We start from the raw sequence: 15,808 nt of genomic DNA, 5'->3' as shown, positions 1-15,808 counted from the left end.
CCCACGCTCAGGCGCGCATCAGCGCTTCGATCTCGTCGGCCTTCACCGGGACACCGCGCGTGATCAGCTCACAACCCGTCTCGGTGACGATGGCATCGTCTTCGATGCGGATGCCGATGTTGTGGAACTGCTCGGGCACGCCGTCGGCGGGGCGCACGTAGATGCCGGGCTCGATGGTCAGCACCATGCCGGGCCGCAGGATGCGGCTGGGGCGATTGGTGATCGTTTCGCCCGAGAGCGGGTCTTTGCGTTCGCTGGTCTGCCCCACCTCGCCGGGCTCCACATAGCTGCCGCAGTCGTGCACGTCCATGCCCAGCCAGTGGCTGGTGCGGTGCATGTAGAACTGGAAGTAGGCGCGCTTGTCGATCACGTCCTGCGCGGTGCCCACCTTGTTCTTGTCGAGCAGGCCCAGGTCCAGCATGCCCTGCGCCAGCACGGCCACCGTGGCGTCGTGCGGGTCGTTGAAGCGGGCACCCGCCTTGGTGGCAGCCACGGCCGCGTCCTGGCTGGCCAGCACCAGGTCGTACAGCGCACGCTGTGGGCCCGTGAATTTTCCGTTGGCGGGGAAGGTGCGCGTGATGTCGCTGGCGTAGCTGTCCAGCTCGCAGCCCGCGTCGATCAGCACCAGCTCGCCATCGCGCACCGGGGCTGCATCGGCCCGGTAGTGCAGCACGCAGGCGTTGGCACCGGCGGCCACGATGGAGCTGTAGGCCGGGTACTGCGAGCCCGCCTCGCGAAACGCGTGCAGCAGCTCGGCATCCAGGTGGTATTCACGCACATCCTCCCCGGCGCGCAGCATGCGGGCCGAGCGCTGCATGGCGCGGATGTGGGCCTGCGCACTGATGGCGCTGGCGCGGCGCATGATGTCCTGCTCGTGGGTGTCCTTGAAAAGGCGCATCTCGTCGAGCAGCGTGCACAGGTCGTTCTGTTCTGCGGGGCAGATGGCGCCATAGCGCACACGGCCGCGCACCACGTTGAGCCAGCCCTCCACCCGCGCCGCCAAGCCGCTGTGCGTGGCAAACGGGTACCAGACGCAGGCCGTGTTTTCGAGCAGGCGCGGCAGCTTGCTGTCCAGTTCGGCCATCGAATGCGCGGCGTCCACGCCCAACGCGGCGGGCGCAGCGGCCGGGCCGAGGCGGTAGCCATCCCAGATTTCGCGCTCCAGATCCTTGGGCTGGCAGAACAGCGTGCTGCGGCCATCGTGCGCCAGCACCAGGCAGGCGCCAGGCTCGGTAAAGCCTGTCAGGTAATAGAAGTAGCTGTCGTGGCGGAACAGAAAGTCGCTGTCGCGGTTGCGCGGGCGCTCCAGCGCCGTGGGGATGATGGCGATGCCCCCTGGGCCCAGCTGGGCAGCCAGGTGCGCACGGCGCTGGGCATAGACGGAGGCAGGCACGGTGGTGTTCATGGCGCGTCGTGAGAATAGGAATTGAGTTCGGCCAGCCGCTCGGGCGTGCCCACATCGGTCCAACGGCCGGTGTAGAGCTGCGCACTGACGCGGCCATTGTCCATCGCCCGGCGCAGCAGCGGCGCCAGCGGGGCTTTGATGCCGCCCGGATTGCCAGGCGGAATGTCACACCAAGGCCCTGCAAACAGCTCGGCGCGCAGCAGGGCGATGGTGCTGTAGGTGTAACGCGGTGTGGAGTCGTCGGCGGGCAGGTTCAGCGCCAGGCCGTCGGCCGACAGGCCAAAGTCGCCACGTGGGTTGTGGGTGGGGTTGGACACCAGCCACAGGTGGGCCAGATGATCGCTGGCCTCGAAGGCCGCTACCGCTGCGCTGTCGAACACGAAATCGGGCGCAAACACATCGCCTGCGGCCAGCCAGAACACCGGGCCGAGCTGCGGCAATGCACGGGCGATACCGCCAGCGGTTTCCAGCGCGCCGCCAAAGTCCACCCCTTCGTGGGAGTATGAAATTGATAGCTGCTCAGGCATATTTTTCCTGCGCTTGGAGGCAAAAACGCTGGAGAAAAACGCGCTGATCTGTTCGCCCAGCCATGCGGTGTTGATCACCGCCCGCTCCACACCTGCGTCCAGCAAAGCCTGCAGGTGCCACTGCAGCAGTGGCTGGCCCTGCACCTGCAGCAGCGGCTTGGGCATGCTGTCGGTCAGCGGGCGCATGCGCTCGCCACGGCCTGCGGCCAGAAGCAGGGCAGGCACCTGATGGCGGGCGGCACTCATGCCGCCACCCCGCTCACAGAGCCCCGCTGGAGCGCATGGCGCTCCACGGTGGTGGGGTCGAACAAGGCCAGCAAGGCTTCCATCAGCGCACGCGCCTTGGCCGAATGGTCGGCGCCGAAATTGCACACATACACATCCAGCGTCACGCCGCGCTGCTCGGGCCACGTGTGCACGCACAGGTGCGACTCGGCCAGCAACACCGTGGCAGTCACCCCGCCGGGGCCGTGCTCGGTGGCAGGAAATTCATGGAACAACTGCCCCACAGGCTGGAGCCCAGCGGCGCGCACCGCTTCGGTACAGGCGCGGCCCAGGGCGGTAGCGTCCAGCAGCCATGCGGAGGCGCAACGGCAGCCATGGAGATCGGCGGTGAGATGCAGTCCTTGCATGGGCCGCACTGTAGTGCATTGCCACCGGGCTTCCTGCTGGCAGCCTGCGAATTCAGGTGAGCGCAAGCCACCTCGGTAAAATGCCGGGTTTCCCCCGACTCACCCACCCTGAACTCTCCCCCCATGGCCAACACCCAGCAATCCCAACAGATGGCAAATGCGATCCGCGCATTGGCCATGGACGCCGTTCAACAAGCCAACTCCGGCCACCCCGGCGCCCCCATGGGCATGGCCGACATGGCCGTGGCGCTGTGGAGCCGCCACCTCAAGCACAACCCCACCAACCCCCAGTGGTTTGACCGCGACCGGTTTGTGCTGTCCAACGGCCACGGCTCGATGCTGCTGTACGCATTGCTGCACCTCACCGGCTACGACATGCCCATCGGCGAGCTGAAGAACTTCCGCCAGTTGCACAGCAAGACCGCCGGCCACCCCGAAGTAGGCATCACCCCCGGCGTGGAAACCACCACCGGCCCGCTGGGCCAGGGCATCACCAATGCCGTGGGCTTTGCGCTGGCCGAAAAGCTGCTGGCTGCCGAGTTCAACCGCGAAGGCCACGCCGTGGTGGACCACCACACCTACGCCTTCCTGGGCGATGGCTGCCTGATGGAAGGCATCAGCCACGAAGCCGTGTCGCTGGCCGGCGCCTGGAAGCTCAACAAGCTGATCGCCCTGTACGACGACAACGGCATCAGCATCGACGGTCAGGTTGCTCCCTGGTTTGCCGACAACACCCCCCTGCGCTTCGTGGCCAGCGGCTGGAACGTGATCGGGCCCATTGATGGCCACGACGCCGACAAGGTGGCCGCAGCCATCGTCGAAGCCAAGAAGCAGACCGAGCGCCCCACGCTCATCGTGTGCAAGACACACATCGGCAAGGGCAGCCCCAACCGCGTGAACACCGCCAAGGCCCACGGCGAGCCCCTGGGCGCCGAAGAAATCAAGCTCACGCGCGAAGCCCTGGGCTGGACCAGCGAGCCCTTCGTGATCCCCGAAGATGTTTACGCCGGCTGGGACGCCAAGGCCGCTGGCGCTGCCGCTGAAGCCACCTGGAACGAACGGTTTGCCGCCTACAGCAAGGCTTTCCCCGAGCTGGCTGCCGAATACACCCGCCGCATGCAGGGCGACCTGCCCGCCAACTTTGCGCAAGTGGCCGTGGACACCGTGGTGGCCGCGCACACCAAGGGCGAGACCGTGGCCAGCCGCAAGGCCAGCCAGCTGGCGCTGGAAGCCTTCACCGCTGCGCTGCCCGAACTGCTGGGCGGCAGCGCCGACTTGACAGGCTCCAACCTCACCAACACCAAGAGCACACCCAATCTGCGCTTTGACATGCAGGGCAACGTGGTGCAGACCGCGCTCGAAAACGGCCAAAAGATCGGTGGCCGCCACATCAACTACGGCGTGCGCGAATTCGGCATGGCCGCCATCATGAACGGCGTGGCGCTGCACGGCGGCTTCATTCCCTACGGCGGCACCTTCCTCACGTTCAGCGACTACAGCCGCAACGCCATCCGCATGGCTGCCCTGATGAAGCAGCGCGTAATCCACGTGTTCACGCACGACTCCATCGGCCTGGGCGAAGACGGCCCCACGCACCAGTCCATCGAGCACGTGGCCAGCCTGCGCCTGATTCCCAACCTCGATGTCTGGCGCCCCGCTGACACGGCAGAAACCGCCGTGGCCTGGAGCGTGGCCCTGTCCAACCGCAACAAGCCCACCGTGCTGGCCCTGTCGCGCCAGAACCTGCCCTATGCGCCCAAGCGCGACCTGGGCGACATCTCGCGCGGCGCCTACGTGCTGAGCGAGCCTGCCGACGTGGGCATCAAGAAGAAGCCCGTGGCCGTGATCATTGCCACCGGCTCTGAAGTGCAGCTGGCCCTGAAGGCCCAGCGCCTGCTGGCCGACAAGAAGATCGGCGTGCGCGTGGTCTCCATGCCCAGCACCACCACCTTCGACCGCGAAGATGCCAAGTACAAGAGCAGTGTGCTGCCTGCGGGCGTGCCGCGCGTGGCCGTGGAAATGGGCGTGACCGACGGCTGGTGGAAGTACGGCTGCGCCGCCGTGGTGGGCATCGACACCTACGGCGAATCTGCCCCTGCGCCTGTGCTGTTCAAGCATTTCGGATTCACCGAAGAGAACGTGGCCGACGCAGTGCTGGTGGCCATCGGCGCGGCCCGCCTGAAGCCCGCCAAGAAGGCCCGTTAAAACGCCCTTTGCCCGCTGCGCACCGCTGCCAGCGGGCGCGCGGCGGCCAATTCATGATTTCGACTTTGCAACTTTGAAGAGGCTCCCTATGACGATCAAGATTGGTATCAACGGCTTCGGCCGCATCGGCCGCAACGTGCTGCGCTCGGCCATCCAGAACTTCAGCGACATCGAAGTCGTGGGCATCAACGACCTGCTGGAGCCTGAGTACCTGGCGTACATGCTGCAGTACGACTCGGTGCACGGCCGCTTCAAGGGCACCGTAGCGGTCGAGGGCAACACCCTGATCGTCAATGGCAAGAAGATCCGCCTCACGCAAGAGCGCGACCCCGCCAACCTGAAGTGGAACGAAGTCGGCGCCGACGTGGTGATCGAATCCACCGGCCTGTTCCTAGACAAGGTCACCGCGCAGAAGCACCTTGACGCTGGCGCCAAGAAGGTCATCCTGTCGGCTCCGTCGAAAGACGACACCCCCATGTTCGTGTTCGGCGTGAACCACGACACCTACGCAGGCCAGGCCATCATCTCCAACGCATCGTGCACCACCAACTGCCTGGCCCCCGTGGCCAAGGTGCTGAACGACAAGTGGGGCATCAAGCGCGGCCTGATGACCACCGTGCACGCAGCCACCGCCACGCAAAAGACCGTGGACGGCCCTTCGAACAAGGACTGGCGCGGCGGCCGTGGCATTCTGGAAAACATCATCCCCTCCAGCACTGGCGCTGCCAAGGCCGTGGGCGTGGTGATCCCTGCGCTGAACAAGAAGCTGACCGGCATGTCCTTCCGCGTGCCCACCTCCGACGTGTCGGTGGTGGACCTGACGGTGGAGCTGGACAAGGCTGCCACCTACGAAGAAATCAAGGCCGAAATGAAGGCCCAGTCCGAAGGCGCCCTGAAGGGCGTACTGGGTTACACCGAAGACAAGGTGGTGGCCACCGACTTCCGTGGCGATACCCGCACGTCCATCTTTGACGCTGACGCCGGCATCGCGCTGGACGGCACCTTCGTGAAGGTCGTGAGCTGGTACGACAACGAATGGGGCTACTCGAACAAGTGCCTGGAAATGGTGCGCGTGGTCGCCAAGTAAGCTTTCTTTGAGAAGTTGAAAAAGCGCTAGAGGTAACTACCCTGTTCAAGCCGGCCGCCTGCAAAGGCTGCCGGCTTTTTTTTGCCTACGCAGTACCCGCCTGCGCAATCAGGACACCGCAGCAGCAGGGGCCTGCGGCGGCGTGCTGGCAATGTGCACCGTGCGGGTGGGGAACGCAAACGCCACACCCATGGCCTTGAACTCGCGCAGCAGCCCCAGGTTGATGGACTGCTGCAAGTCCATGTAGAGGTTGTAGGCCGGGTCTTCCACGATGTAGACCACCTCGTAGTCCAGCGAGTTGGTACCCAGCGCCTTGAAATGCGCGCGGTCAAAGCGCAGCTCCGGGTGCGACTCGATGAGCTTGCGCACGACGCCTGGAATCGCCTCCGCCTGCTCGGGGGTGGTGTCATAGGCCACGCCAAAGGTAAACACGATGCGCCGCCGCTCCAGCATGCGAAAGTTGCTGATGGTCTGCTTGAGCAGGTCGGTGTTGGACATCACGATCTGCTCGCCCTGCAGGCTGCGGATGCGTGTGGTCTTGAGACCAATCACCTGCACCGTGCCCGACACATTGCCCACCACGATGAAGTCGCCCACCTCAAACGGCTTGTCCACCGCGATGGCGAGCGAGGCAAACAGGTCTCCCAAGATGTTTTGCACCGCCAGCGCCACCGCAATGCCGCCCACGCCCAGGCTGGCGATAAAGGCCGTGATGTTCACGCCCACATTCGACAAGATGGCCAGCAGCACCACGCTCCACAGCAGCGTGCGCAGCCCCCAGGACATCAGCGTGGCCGAGGCACTGACCTGCGTCATGCCACTGGACGAGTGCCGCTCCACATAGCGGCGCACACCAATGCCAATGGCACGCATGCCCCACAGGCCCATCTGCAGCGCCACGGCCACAAACCACAGCTGGCTCAGGCGGTTCTCCCAGCGGCCGGGCAGGTCCAGCAGGCTCGCGCCCACGAGCAGAGCCACCACCAGCATCAGCGTGCGGCTGGTGCCTTCCAGCACATCCACCATGGTCTGCGCCATGCCGCTGTGCGACTGCGTGGCCCACACCTTGGCGCGGCGGGTCAGCAGGTGCAGCACCAAAAGGATGGCTGCATAGGTGGCCGTGGTGGCCGCCAGGGCCACGCACAGGCTCCACAGCGGCACGCCGGCAAAGGTGGCCTCCTGGACCCAGGTCATAAAGTTGGACGGCTGCATGCGGGGACTCTCCTCTTCGTGGTGCAGTGACGGGATGGGGCGCGCGTGGGCGGGGCTGATACACGGGGTCACCCGTGACCTCGGCCATGCAGGGTGCTTCAGCCCCGCAATGGAGCGCTGAGGTGCGCAACGTCCTTGATCGAGACCCCGTGGAAGTCAGAGTTCCGCAGTTGATCAGGCAACGGCCAATTCGCCGCTGGTCTGCCCCGTTTGCAAGTGTTCGTAAGACATGCCCCACAGCAATACAGAGGCAGGGCCTACGCCCCGGTGCCGCGCGGGCCCCAACAATGCATCAACACCAGAACACCGCTGGCTGCCCGCCCGAAATCTCGGTGCGGCACATCCCACAACCTCCACAGGAGTCCACCACACCATGCATTCATCCGCATTGATCCGTACCGCCACAGCGGCACTCGCACTGGGCGCACTGGCCGCCTGTTCTTCCACCCCGGCGCCCACCGAACAGATGGCGGTCACCCGCACCACTGTCAACCGCGTGGCGGCTGCCCCGGCTGTGGCCACCAGCGCCCCCGTGCAGTTGCAACAAGCGCGCGAGAAGCTGATGCAGGCCGAAAAAGCCATGGCTGAAAAGGACTATGTGGCCGCGCGCCGCCTGGCCGCTGAGGCCGAGGTAGATGCCCGCGTGGCCGAAACCCGCGCCGACGCCGCCAGCAATGCCGCCAACCTGACGCAAGTGCAAGACGGCATCCGAGCGCTGCAAGAAGAAATCGACCGCCGATCGCCGCGCTAGGCCAGCGCCAGACGTTGAAGCCTTAGCGCCCAACCTGGCTTCGACTCACGCCCAACACCGTTGAGGCCCCGCGATTGACCTCCCCCCATTTCAAGGAACACCTGACCATGCATCGCTTTTTTCACCGAACCACCGCCCTGTGCACCAGCCTGATTGCCGTAGGCCTGCTGGCCGCCTGCGCCAGCACCACCCCATCGCCCGCGCTGGAAGAGGCCCGTACCGCAGTGAGCACCGCTGCAGGAGACCCGGCCGTCAACCAGTACGCGCAGCTCGAACTGAAGCAAGCCACCGACGCACTGGCCAAGGCCGACCGCGTGTGGGCCGATGACCGCGACACGTCCGAGACCAACCACCTGGCGTACATCGCCCGCCAACGCGCCGAGATCGCCACCAATGCAGCCCGCGCACGCCAGCTCGATGCCAACATCAAACAGGCAGGCAGCGAAGGCGACCGCATCCGTCTGCAGGCCCGCACCCAAGAGGCTGACGCGGCCCGCCTGCGCGCCCAGCAAGCCCAGCAGCAGGCGATGAGCGCCGAGCAACGCGCCGCACAACAGCAGGCGCAAGCCACCGCTGCCATGGCCCAGGCCAATGCGGCACAAGACCGCGTGCGCGCACTCGAAGCGCAATTGCGCGAACTCGAAGCCCAGCAGACCGAACGCGGCCTGCTGGTGACCTTGGGCGATGTGCTGTTTGCCTTCAACAAGGCCGAACTCTCGGCCCAGGCCGGCCCGCGCCTGGACAAGCTGGCGAACTTTCTCAAACAGTTCCCGGACCGCAAGCTGTTGATCGAGGGCTACACCGACAGCGTGGGTGGCGACAGCTACAACCAGGACCTGTCAGACCGCCGCGCGCAGGCCGTGCGCGATGCGTTGGTGCAGCGCGGCGTGGACAGCAGCCGCATCGCCGCACGCGGCTACGGCAAGGCCCACCCGGTGGCTGACAACGCGTCGCCCGAAGGCCGCGCCATGAACCGCCGTGTGGAGATCGTGATTGCCGATGACAAGGGCAATTTGCGAGGCCGTTGAGGCTCCACAAAAAGCCTCACCGTCAAGTCGTATTGAAACTGCAGCGAACCTGCACTGAAGCCCACAAAGACCGCGCCGCCTACGCTGCGCGGTCTTCAAACGTTTCGGTATCGACTTCGCTCGCGGCTTGTGCGTTGTAGCGGTGGCCCACGACCGTGCGCTCGTTGATCAGCGCATCCAGCCGCGCCATGGTGGCGGCGTCCAGTCGCACGTTGGCAGCACCCAGGTCGTCCTGCAAATGCTCCACACTGGTGGTGCCTGGGATGGGAATGATGTGCTCAGCCTTGTGCAGCAGCCACGCCAGCGCCAGCTGGGCGGGGGTGCAACCCACATTGTGCGCAATGGCTTGGTAGCCATCGAGCAGCTTCAGATTGGCGGCATAGGCGTCGGGCGCAAAACGGGGCATGGCGCGGCGGATATCCTTGGCATCCAGCGTGCTCACATCGCGCAGATCGCCACACAGAAAGCCCCGCGCCACGGGGCTGAACGCCACAAAGGCGACGCCCAGTTCTCGGCAGGCGTCCAGCACAGCAATCTCGGGGTTGCGCGTCCAGAGCGAATACTCGGTCTGCACCGCAGCAATGGGGTGCACCGCGTGCGCCTTGCGCAGCGTGGCGGCCGACACCTCCGACAGGCCGATGCTGCGGATCTTGCCCGCGCGCACCAGGTCGGCCAGCGCACCCACGCTGTCTTCAATGGGCACCTTCTTGTCCCAGCGGTGCAGGTAGTACAGGTCGATCACGTCGGTCTGCAGGCGGCGCAGGCTGTCTTCGCAGGTCTGGCGCAGCGTGGCGGGGCGGCCGTCAATCACGCGCACCAGCTTGCCGTCGCCATTCACATCCACGCCCTGCATGCCGCATTTGCTGGCCAGGGTGAAACGGCTGCGGTGCTGCTTCAGCACACGGCCCACCAGGGTTTCGTTGGCGCCAAAGCCGTACAGCGCGGCGGTGTCAAACAGCGTCACACCCGCATCCAGCGCGGCCAGCAGCACGCGTTCGCCCTGCTCGGCAGACACCGGGGCGCCATAGGCGTGCGACAGATTCATGCAGCCCAGGCCGATGGCCGAGACGGAGAAAGGTCCAAGGTTTCTTTGTTGCATGCCGCGAGCTTACGGCAAGCGAGGCAACCCACCGGGTGGCTCGGGCTTGGAGGCTGGGCTAAGCCTTTGCAACGGGTGGCCGCTTCGCCCACAGCTCAATGCGCTCGCCCGCAGCACAGGCGGCCACCAGCTGCGCAAACCGCGCCTCCCGGGTCGCATCACGTTTGGCGGATGCGACCCAGTGCAGCATCACCTTGCGGTAGCTGGGCGGTGTGGACTCCTGAAAGTACCGCCACGCGGCCTTGTTGCTCTGGAACGTGCGTTGCAGCGCCACCGGCAGCTCGGCCACCCCCGCCTGCTCGTGCGAGTAGATGGCCGACTTGTCTGCCTTGCGGTGCGCGAAGGCGGCCAGCCCCGCAGGCGTCATGCGGCCTGCCGCCTGCAGCTGCTCCACCTTGGCGATGTTGACCGCACTCCAGATCGACGACGGCTTGCGCGGAGTGAAGCGGATCGAATACGTGTGCTCGTCAATACGCCGCCGAATGCCATCGATCCACCCAAAGCACAGCGCTTCGTCCACCGACTCCGGCCAGCCCATGCTGGGGCGGCCCGAGCCCACCTTGTGAAAACCCACCAGCAGCTCCGTCGCGCTGGCGGCGTGGCGCTCCAGCCAATCGCGGAACGCCTGCGGGGAGGCAAAGAAGGTGGGCGCGGGCTGCTGGATCATGGTGCTGCAAACGTCCTTCCGTCTTGCCTTCTTCCTACCAGTTGCAGCTGCAGGTGCGCGGTTCAGGCCACCACGGCGTCATGCACTTGCTCGGCGTGTGGCCCCAGCGGCACCACGCACAGCGTCACACCATCGAGCGTGAGCACCAGCCCTAACTGCCCGCCTACCTGCACCACCCCACCCACAGTGGCGCTTGCGTGCTGGGCACGCGGCAGCACAAGCTGCATCGCCTGGGCTGCGGCATGCACCGCCCCCGCGCTGACGGACGGCTGGCGCAGCAGCGCCCACAGTGTCTGTGGGTCTCGCGATTGCAGCGACTGCAGATACAGGCGCAGCGCTGCTGCGGTGGCGCCCTTGGGTTCATGGCTGGATTCGTCGCCCTCCTGCGCCTGCCGCAACCGCTGCAAGGCGCGGCGCAGTTGCTGGCGGCTGGCTACTTCAGACCGACCGCTGGCCTGCGCCAGCTCGGCATGGCTGGCATCGAACACCGCATGCAACAGCACCGCAGCGCCCTCCGCGGGCGTCACACACTCTGCCAGTCGCCGCAGCGCGAGCATGGCCTGCTGCGCAAGAGCAGCATCGGCCTCCGCAGAGGGTGCGACCGCGCCAGCGTCTGCGACATCGGCGTGCGCGCTCTGAACGGCTTCAGCCAGCCATTGCGCCATCCACTGGCGCCGCCGCAAACGGTCGATGGCCAGATTGCGCACCACTGTCAGCAGCCAGGCCTGGGCAGCATTGAGCGCAGGGGCATTAACCTCCAGCGCGCGCACATAGGCGTCCTGCACCGCGTCTTCAGCATCGACCGGGCCTAGAAGGCGCGTGGCGGCGCGCACCAAGGCACTGCGGCTGGCGCGTACGAGCGCCACGGTGTGTTCGTCTTTTCGCATCGGAGCATGGTGCCACAGGCAGACCCAAAGCAGACTAGGACAGCAGTTGATGGACGAATGCAAGGATCCGGCGTTGGGTCGAAGGAAGGGCTCAGGCCCAAAGCAGACCTTGCGCGTAGCGTACCAATCGATCGGTGTGGCGGACTTCTGTAAAGTCTCAACATGTTGATCCATCACCCTCGTTCCACGCCCCAACTCCACCGCGATTTCCTCGATCGCGCCGTCTCTATCTTGGCAGCAGACTCCCGGGTTGTCGGTGTTGCAGCGGCCGGCTCCTATTCTGCAGACCTGATGGACGACTACAGCGATCTAGATTTGGTCGTCGTGTGCGAGGGCGCGAGCTTTGACGAGGTGATGCAGAGCCGCAAGCAAGTCGCTTCCAAGCTCGGGCGGCTGGTGGCAGCGTTCACAGGCGAGCACGTCGGCGAGCCACGCTTACTGATCTGCCTTTACGGACCACCCGCCCTTCATGTTGACCTCAAGTTTGTTCGCATTGAGGATCTGAAAGACCGGGTCGACCAACCCACCGTGTTGTGGGAGCGCGATGTGCGGCTGACCGAGGCACTAGCCCACGGGAAGCGAGCATTTCCCCCGCCCGACCACCAGTGGATCGAAGATCGATTCTGGGTGTGGGTGCACTACGGCGCCTCGAAGATTGCCCGCGGAGAACTGCAGGAGGCGTTGGACTTCTTCTCTTTTTTGCGCGGGTGCGTGCTTGGTCCGCTTGGGCTTGAACGTGCGGGCAAGGCACCCATCGGTGTTCGGCGGGTAGAACTAGTGCCAGAGTTGGCGTCATTGCTGGCAAACACGGTTGCTACTCTGAATGCTCCCGCATTGTTGGAAGCGCTGGAGAACACTATCGCGGCGTATCGGACCCTTCGTGCGTCGACGGTCAAAGTGAACACAGACGGCGAATACGTTGCCATGAATTTTTTGCACCAAGTACGCAGCCAAATGGGTTGAAGGCCCCGGGGCGTTCTTCACGTACCCTGGAGCCGCAAGTTCCGGTTCTGGCCGATAGCACCCACCCCAATGTCACCCAGCAGTTGCAATGCAGCCTAACCCTCTGGCCTGGGGGAAACATAGGTAGCTACGCCTGACAAGGCTGGCTGAACGGGCACAACCCGCAGCAAAAAGCCACCCGCTATTCCCCCCCGCGACAAGCTCCACCCGCCGTTCCATGGACAATCTCGGCATGTCTGGCGCCCCTACTCCTACTTCACCCCCCTCCTCGCCCCGCCCCGTGCTGATCGCCGGCGGCGGCATCGGTGGCATGGCCACTGCCCTCACCCTGCACCAGATCGGCGTGCCCTGCATCGTCTTTGAATCGGTGCCCGAGCTGCAGCCGCTGGGCGTGGGCATCAACCTGCAGCCCAACGCCGTGCGAGAACTGCACGACCTGGGGTTTGGCAACGAGGTGCTGGACACGATCGGCCTGCAGGCGCGCGAATGGGCGCTGGTGGGTCGCAACGGCAACGAGGTGTACGCCGAGCCACGCGGGCTGGAGGCGGGCTACCACTGGCCGCAGTATTCGGTGCACCGGGGGCAGCTGCAGATGATGCTGTTCAACGCGGTGCGAGAGCGCCTGGGAACCGACGCAGTGCAGCTGGGGCAGCGGGTGGTGGGCTACCGGCAGGATGCGAACGGCGTCACCGCCATTGTCGAGACACGCGACGGAGAGAAGCGTGAGGTAGCTGGCTCGCTGCTGATTGCCGCCGACGGCCTGCACTCGGCCGTGCGGGCGCAGATGCACCCCACGCAGCCGCCCATCCAGTGGGGCGGCGCCATCATGTGGCGCGGCACCACGCCGGGGGTGCCGGTGCGCACGGGCGCGTCGTTTGTGGGCGTGGGCTCGCTGCGGCACCGTGTGGTGTTCTACCCCATCACCCCGCCCGACCCGGCCACAGGCCTGGCCACCATCAACTGGATCGCCGAGATCACGGTCGACAACCAGGGCGGCTGGCAGCAGGGCGACTGGAACCGGCGCGTGGCACTGGATGAGTTCATCCACCACTTCGAGGGCTGGAACTACAGCTGGCTGGACGTGCCCGCCATGTTGCGCGGCGCCAAGGATATTTTTGAGTACCCCATGATCGACCGCGACCCCGTGCCCACCTGGGTAGACGGCCGCGTGGCGCTGCTGGGCGACGCGGCGCATGTGATGTACCCCGTGGGCTCCAACGGTGCCAGCCAGGCCATCGTGGACGCGCGCGTGCTGGGGGCGCAATTGGTGACGCAGGGTGTCGGCCCGGAGGCGCTGCGCGCGTACGACGACAAGCTGTGCAAGGACATCTCTGCGCTGGTGCTGCGCAACCGGGGCTCCGGCCCGTTTGGTCTGCTGGGGCTGGTGGACGAGCGCTGCGGCGGGGTGTTCGACCACATCGACGACGTGCTGCCGCGTGAGGAGCGCGAGGGCTTCATGGCCCGCTACAAGGCGGCGGCGGGCTTTGCGATCGAGACGCTGAATGCGGCGCCGCCCACCATTGCGCCGGGGCAACGCGTGGCCGCAGGCTGAACAGTCCGAGGGGCGCAGTGCGGGCCAGTGGGTCCGCACTGCAGCGCTGGCCTGGATATGCAAGCGCAGAGAAATGTCACGCCCGGCGTCTCTCGTTCGTCAAGGCAGTCCTATCACTCGCAAGGACTTGCCCCATGGACACGCCAGATACCACCACACCCGCTTCAGCCCCCACCCAAGGCGCCGAACCGCGCACGTCTTACCTGGAAGAAAAAGCCTTCAAGGCCCGCACCCTGCTGGTCTTTGGCACCATCACCGACACCCTGGCCGCCGATGTGGCGCGGCGGCTGATTGCGCTGGATGCCGAGAGTGCCGAGCCCATCGACATGCTGGTGAGCTCGCCCGGGGGGCACCTGGAGTCGGGCGACACGATCCACGACCTGGTGCGCTTCATCACTGCACCGGTGAACATGATTGGCACCGGCTGGGTGGGCAGCGCGGCCACGCACCTGTACCTGGCGGCGCCACGCGAGCGGCGGTTCTGCCTGCCCAACACGCGCTTTCTGATCCACCAGCCCAGCGGTGGCGCCGGCGGACCGGCCAGTGACATCGCCATCCAGGCGCGCGAGATGGTGAAAGCGCGTGAGCGGATTGCAGCCACCATCGCCCGGCAGACCGGCAAGCCGCTGGAGGTGGTGCTGGCAGACATCGAGCGCGACCGCTGGCTGTCGGCCGAAGAGGCGGTGGACTACGGCCTGGTCTCACGCATCATCGAGCACAAGGCGGCATTGAAGGGGTGAGGCCAGCCCCCGAAATATCAAATGCATAGCTGCCGGCGCTTGATACAAAAGCGCCAGCAGCCCATTGGGCTTGCAATCAGCCTGCGTTGAGCTGCAGCTCCAGGTCGTGCAGCACCTGGTAGCACGGCAGCACCTGAGCCACGCTGGCATTGGGCTCGCGGCCTTCCTTGATGGCGGCGAAGAACTCGCGGTCCTGCAGCTCGATGCCGTTCATGCTCACATCGACCTTGCTCACGTCGATCTTCTCTTCCTTGCCATTCACCAGGTCGTCGTAGCGCGCAACGTACGTGGCCGAGTCGCCGATGTAGCGGAAGAAAGTGCCGAGCGGGCCGTCGTTGTTGAACGAGAGCGACAGCGTGCAGATGGCACCGTTGGCGGCCTTGAGCTGGATGCTCATGTCCATCGCGATGCCCAGCGTGGGGTGGATGGGGCCCTGGATGGCGTTGGCCTTCACGATGGGGCTGCCGGCCTGGTAGGCGAACAGGTCCACCGTGTGGGCAGCGTGGTGCCACAGCAGGTGGTCCGTCCAGCTGCGGGCCTGGCCCAGCGCATTCATGTTGGTGCGGCGGAAGAAGTAGGTCTGCACATCCATCTGCTGGATGTTGAACTCACCCGCCGTGATCTTTTGGTGCACGTACTGGTGGCTGGGGTTGAAGCGGCGGGTGTGGCCACACATGGCCACCAGGCCCGTCTGCTTTTGCAGGGCGATGACCTTCTCGCCATCGGCCAGCACATCGCACAGCGGGATCTCGACCTGCACATGCTTGCCCGCTTCCAGGCAGGCGATGGTCTGGCTGGCGTGCATCTGCGTGGGCGTGCACAGGATCACGGCGTCCACTTCTTTGATGGCCAGGCTGTCGGCCAGGTCGGTGGTGACATGCTTGATGCCGTACTTGTCGGCCACTTCCTGGGTCTTGGCCAGGTCGCGGCTGATGAGGGAGACGACTTCGACGCCGTCGATGTTTTGGATGCCGTCCAGGTGCTTGATGCCGAAGGCGCCAGCGCCGGCGAGTGCGACTTTGATGGTCATGGTGTGTGTCCTTTGGCGTGATT

At 65.5% G+C, this 15,808-nt stretch carries 15 protein-coding genes; 7 read left to right on the top strand and 8 right to left on the bottom strand.

Annotated features, from left to right (window positions below; translation table 11 throughout):
- Window positions 1–7: 7 nt before the first annotated feature.
- The 3 genes from CLU87_RS22360 to speD are packed head-to-tail and all read right to left on the bottom strand — an operon-like array spanning window position 8 to window position 2,564.
- Window positions 8–1,405, bottom strand: a complete 1,398-nt coding sequence (locus CLU87_RS22360; protein ID WP_099731864.1) for an aminopeptidase P N-terminal domain-containing protein — start codon at window positions 1,403–1,405, stop codon at window positions 8–10.
- Window positions 1,402–2,178, bottom strand: a complete 777-nt coding sequence (locus tag CLU87_RS22355) for a nucleotidyltransferase family protein (protein WP_099731863.1) — start codon at window positions 2,176–2,178, stop codon at window positions 1,402–1,404. Before CLU87_RS22355 ends, CLU87_RS22360 begins: the two co-directional genes overlap by 4 nt.
- On the bottom strand, window positions 2,175–2,564 hold the full coding sequence (speD, locus tag CLU87_RS22350; RefSeq protein WP_056068022.1) for an adenosylmethionine decarboxylase: 390 nt from the start codon (window positions 2,562–2,564) through the stop codon (window positions 2,175–2,177). Before speD ends, CLU87_RS22355 begins: the two co-directional genes overlap by 4 nt.
- Before the next feature lie 123 nt (window positions 2,565–2,687).
- Between speD and tkt the strand changes: the two genes are divergently transcribed.
- Together tkt and gap are read left to right on the top strand one after the other, a co-directional pair.
- Window positions 2,688–4,769 carry a transketolase gene (gene tkt / locus CLU87_RS22345; protein ID WP_099731862.1) on the top strand — a complete coding sequence of 694 codons (2,082 nt, stop codon included), beginning with the start codon at window positions 2,688–2,690 and terminating at the stop codon, window positions 4,767–4,769.
- An 88-nt stretch (window positions 4,770–4,857) separates the two neighbouring features.
- Complete coding sequence (gene gap / locus CLU87_RS22340) at window positions 4,858–5,856, top strand: type I glyceraldehyde-3-phosphate dehydrogenase (protein WP_099731861.1); 999 nt, start codon at window positions 4,858–4,860, stop codon at window positions 5,854–5,856.
- Between the two features lie 108 nt (window positions 5,857–5,964).
- Here the strand turns inward: gap and CLU87_RS22335 are convergent, their stop codons facing one another.
- Entirely contained in the window at window positions 5,965–7,068 is a 1,104-nt protein-coding gene (locus tag CLU87_RS22335) for a mechanosensitive ion channel family protein (protein ID WP_099731860.1), read from the bottom strand.
- A 373-nt stretch (window positions 7,069–7,441) separates the two neighbouring features.
- Here CLU87_RS22335 and CLU87_RS22330 point away from each other — a divergent pair, with 373 nt between their 5' ends.
- Together CLU87_RS22330 and CLU87_RS22325 are read left to right on the top strand one after the other, a co-directional pair.
- Entirely contained in the window at window positions 7,442–7,819 is a 378-nt protein-coding gene (locus tag CLU87_RS22330) for a DUF4398 domain-containing protein (RefSeq protein ID WP_099731859.1), read from the top strand.
- A gap of 107 nt (window positions 7,820–7,926) precedes the next feature.
- Window positions 7,927–8,847: an OmpA family protein gene (locus CLU87_RS22325; RefSeq protein ID WP_099732315.1), complete on the top strand. Its 921-nt coding sequence runs from the start codon at window positions 7,927–7,929 to the stop codon at window positions 8,845–8,847.
- A gap of 79 nt (window positions 8,848–8,926) precedes the next feature.
- On the opposite strand, the gene CLU87_RS22320 is transcribed toward CLU87_RS22325, so the two are convergent.
- The 3 genes from CLU87_RS22320 to CLU87_RS22310 all read right to left on the bottom strand — a co-directional run bounded on the left by CLU87_RS22320 (window position 8,927) and on the right by CLU87_RS22310 (window position 11,479).
- Window positions 8,927–9,946, bottom strand: a complete 1,020-nt coding sequence (locus CLU87_RS22320; RefSeq protein WP_099731858.1) for an aldo/keto reductase — start codon at window positions 9,944–9,946, stop codon at window positions 8,927–8,929.
- Between the two features lie 58 nt (window positions 9,947–10,004).
- The gene (locus tag CLU87_RS22315) at window positions 10,005–10,613 is read right to left on the bottom strand and encodes a YdeI family protein (RefSeq protein ID WP_099731857.1); all 609 of its coding nucleotides are present in this window, start codon (window positions 10,611–10,613) and stop codon (window positions 10,005–10,007) included.
- 62 nt (window positions 10,614–10,675) lie between these two features.
- A complete protein-coding gene (locus CLU87_RS22310) occupies window positions 10,676–11,479 on the bottom strand; it encodes a sigma-70 family RNA polymerase sigma factor (protein ID WP_233193840.1) in 804 nt (267 codons plus the stop codon).
- A gap of 183 nt (window positions 11,480–11,662) precedes the next feature.
- Between CLU87_RS22310 and CLU87_RS22305 the strand changes: the two genes are divergently transcribed.
- From CLU87_RS22305 to CLU87_RS22295, 3 genes are all read left to right on the top strand, one after another.
- On the top strand, window positions 11,663–12,463 hold the full coding sequence (locus tag CLU87_RS22305) for a nucleotidyltransferase domain-containing protein (RefSeq protein ID WP_108499261.1): 801 nt from the start codon (window positions 11,663–11,665) through the stop codon (window positions 12,461–12,463).
- A 232-nt stretch (window positions 12,464–12,695) separates the two neighbouring features.
- Window positions 12,696–14,015, top strand: a complete 1,320-nt coding sequence (locus tag CLU87_RS22300) for a flavin-dependent oxidoreductase (protein WP_099731854.1) — start codon at window positions 12,696–12,698, stop codon at window positions 14,013–14,015.
- Window positions 14,016–14,149: 134 nt separating this feature from the next.
- The gene (locus CLU87_RS22295) at window positions 14,150–14,755 is read left to right on the top strand and encodes an ATP-dependent Clp protease proteolytic subunit (protein WP_056743000.1); all 606 of its coding nucleotides are present in this window, start codon (window positions 14,150–14,152) and stop codon (window positions 14,753–14,755) included.
- Between the two features lie 76 nt (window positions 14,756–14,831).
- Here CLU87_RS22295 and CLU87_RS22290 read toward each other — a convergent pair whose 3' ends face one another.
- A complete protein-coding gene (locus tag CLU87_RS22290; RefSeq protein WP_099731853.1) occupies window positions 14,832–15,785 on the bottom strand; it encodes a Gfo/Idh/MocA family oxidoreductase in 954 nt (317 codons plus the stop codon).
- Between the last annotated feature and the right edge of the window lie 23 nt (window positions 15,786–15,808).

It is taken from the genome of Acidovorax sp. 59 (assembly GCF_002754175.1).
Classification (GTDB): Bacteria; Pseudomonadota; Gammaproteobacteria; order Burkholderiales; family Burkholderiaceae_C; genus Acidovorax; species Acidovorax delafieldii.
Note: the sequence above shows the minus strand (reverse complement) of the source record. Positions and strands in the feature narration are given on the sequence as shown.

Bases quoted from the DNA above. Each gene is read 5' to 3' on its own strand.
- CLU87_RS22360 (WP_099731864.1), bottom strand. From the start codon at position 1,405: ATGAACACCACCGTGCCTGCCTCCGTCTATGCCCAGCGCCGTGCGCAC.
- CLU87_RS22355 (WP_099731863.1), bottom strand. From the start codon at position 2,178: ATGAGTGCCGCCCGCCATCAGGTGCCTGCCCTGCTTCTGGCCGCAGGC.
- speD (WP_056068022.1), bottom strand. From the start codon at position 2,564: ATGCAAGGACTGCATCTCACCGCCGATCTCCATGGCTGCCGTTGCGCC.
- tkt (WP_099731862.1), top strand. From the start codon at position 2,688: ATGGCCAACACCCAGCAATCCCAACAGATGGCAAATGCGATCCGCGCA.
- gap (WP_099731861.1), top strand. From the start codon at position 4,858: ATGACGATCAAGATTGGTATCAACGGCTTCGGCCGCATCGGCCGCAAC.
- CLU87_RS22335 (WP_099731860.1), bottom strand. From the start codon at position 7,068: ATGCAGCCGTCCAACTTTATGACCTGGGTCCAGGAGGCCACCTTTGCC.
- CLU87_RS22330 (WP_099731859.1), top strand. From the start codon at position 7,442: ATGCATTCATCCGCATTGATCCGTACCGCCACAGCGGCACTCGCACTG.
- CLU87_RS22325 (WP_099732315.1), top strand. From the start codon at position 7,927: ATGCATCGCTTTTTTCACCGAACCACCGCCCTGTGCACCAGCCTGATT.
- CLU87_RS22320 (WP_099731858.1), bottom strand. From the start codon at position 9,946: ATGCAACAAAGAAACCTTGGACCTTTCTCCGTCTCGGCCATCGGCCTG.
- CLU87_RS22315 (WP_099731857.1), bottom strand. From the start codon at position 10,613: ATGATCCAGCAGCCCGCGCCCACCTTCTTTGCCTCCCCGCAGGCGTTC.
- CLU87_RS22305 (WP_108499261.1), top strand. From the start codon at position 11,663: ATGTTGATCCATCACCCTCGTTCCACGCCCCAACTCCACCGCGATTTC.
- CLU87_RS22300 (WP_099731854.1), top strand. From the start codon at position 12,696: ATGTCTGGCGCCCCTACTCCTACTTCACCCCCCTCCTCGCCCCGCCCC.
- CLU87_RS22295 (WP_056743000.1), top strand. From the start codon at position 14,150: ATGGACACGCCAGATACCACCACACCCGCTTCAGCCCCCACCCAAGGC.
- CLU87_RS22290 (WP_099731853.1), bottom strand. From the start codon at position 15,785: ATGACCATCAAAGTCGCACTCGCCGGCGCTGGCGCCTTCGGCATCAAG.